This is a genomic window from Solirubrobacter ginsenosidimutans (genome assembly GCF_027587205.1).
The window spans coordinates 1-1,850 of record NZ_JAPDOD010000124.1; the positions used below are offsets into that span (position 1 = coordinate 1).

The window sequence follows — 1,850 nt, forward strand, 5'->3', positions numbered from 1 at the left end:
CGGTGCGCTAGCGCAGGCGCAGGTGGGTCGTGAGTTGTCCCAGCGTGGTGCCGATCAGAGCACCGGCCAGCACGTCGCCGGGGTAATGCACGCCGGTGTGGACCCGCGAGTAGGCGACGAGCGCGGCCAGCGCGCGCAGCGGAGCGGCGGCCGCCGGCGACACCTGGCCCACGCCGGTCGCGAACGCGAAGGCGGCGGCGGAATGCCCGGATGGGAACGAGCCCGAAGTGGGCATCCGCACGTGGCGCGCGACCGGCACCTCGCCCGCCGAACGGTCCGGACGGCGCCGCCGTGCGAGTGGTTTGACGGCGGCGTTGACCACGGCCGACGTGACCGCGACCGAGCCGAGTCCGTGAACGGCCGCACGCCGGCCCGTCGCGCCCCCCGTCAGCGCGAGCAGTGCAGCGGCGGCCATCGAGATGCGCGAGTAGTTCGCGGCGTGCGACAGCCGGCTCATCGCGACATCGAGCGCCGGCGTCGGCGTGCGGGCGATCGCCGAGTAAACCGCGAGATCCAAGCGCTCACCGTCCTCGATCCACCGTCGCCGGCGCGACCGCGGGCCTGCGGGTTCGACGGTCGGGCTCACCGAAAGGGAATCCTATGAGACACCAGCAACTGGCGGCGATCGCCGCGCTGATCGTGGGCGCCGCCACTGTCGTGTTCGCTATCGGCAACGCGGTGAGCGTGTTTCCGCGCGGCCTGATCGTGCTGGCCTGCGTCCTGATCGCCGGCGCATGCGCCTGGTATGGCGTGCTGCGACGAGGCATCGCGCGCGTGGTGGGCCTGGCACTCGCAGCGCTGCTCTTCGCCGGCGTGCTGGTCGTGATCGCCGCCGATGGAGCGCGGTTCGCCGACCTCCTGATCATCGCGGGATTTCTGATGTCGCTGGCGGCGTCGCGCGCCGCGTTCGCCAGCCACGTGAACCTGCCGCGCGTCCCGGCGCCGCGCCACGCGGTGCTGTTCTTCAACCCGAAGTCCGGCGGCGGAAAGGCGGAGCGGTTCAGGCTCGCCGACGAGGCACGCGCGCGCAGCATCAAGCCGATCGAGCTCGGCCCCCCGTGGGACCTCGAGCAGCTCGTGCGTGACGCCCTCGCCGGCGGCGCCGATGCACTCGCGATGGCCGGTGGCGACGGCTCGCAGGCGATCGTCGCGGCAATCGCCGCCGAACGCGACTTGCCCTACGCCTGCATCCCGGCCGGTACCCGAAACCACTTCGCGCTCGACCTCGGCGTCGACCGCGACGACGTCGTCGGCGCCCTCGACGCGTTCGTCGACGGCGGCGAGCGAATCGTCGATCTCGCCGAGGTCAACGGACGCGTGTTCGTCAACAACGTCTCACTCGGCATCTACGCCGAGGCCGTCCAGCGCAAGGAATACCGCGACGCGAAGATCCGCACGCTGCTCGACACCGTTCCGGACACGCTCGGCCCTGGCGGGAGCGAGCTCGACCTGCGCTGGAGCGGCCCGGGCGGGCAGACGCACCACGCCGGGGCGATGGTCCTGGTGTCCAATAACAGCTACCGGCTCGGCCGCGCGGTCGGCTCAGGCACGCGACCGCGCATCGATGACGGCCTGCTCGGCGTGACCGTCGTCGGCGAAGCCAAGGGGCGCGGCGAAAGCGGACGGCGGCTGCAGCGCCCGCTGCGCACATGGTCGGCGCCGACGTTCGAAGTCGACGCAGACCAACCCATCGCCGCCGGCATCGACGGCGAGGCACTGCGCCTCGATCCGCCCTTGAACTTCGTGATCAGACCGGGAGTCCTGCGCGTACGCATCGCACGCCAACACCCCGGTGCGTCGCCGTCCGCCCTCATCCCCGAGGGCCTCCGCGCCGGCATCGTCGAACTGAC

Annotated in this window: 2 protein-coding genes; one reads left to right on the plus strand and one right to left on the minus strand. The window is 72.0% G+C overall.

Going from position 1 to position 1,850, the window contains the following annotated elements; all coding sequences use genetic code 11:
• Positions 1–7 precede the first annotated feature (7 nt).
• Positions 8–517 (minus strand): phosphatase PAP2 family protein, encoded by a 510-nt coding sequence (locus OM076_RS44430; protein WP_270046732.1) that lies wholly within the window; start codon positions 515–517, stop codon positions 8–10.
• An 83-nt stretch (positions 518–600) separates the two neighbouring features.
• Between OM076_RS44430 and OM076_RS44435 the strand changes: the two genes are divergently transcribed.
• Positions 601–1,850 (plus strand): diacylglycerol/lipid kinase family protein (locus OM076_RS44435; RefSeq protein ID WP_270046734.1); only part of this gene is annotated, 1,250 nt, incomplete at its 3' end.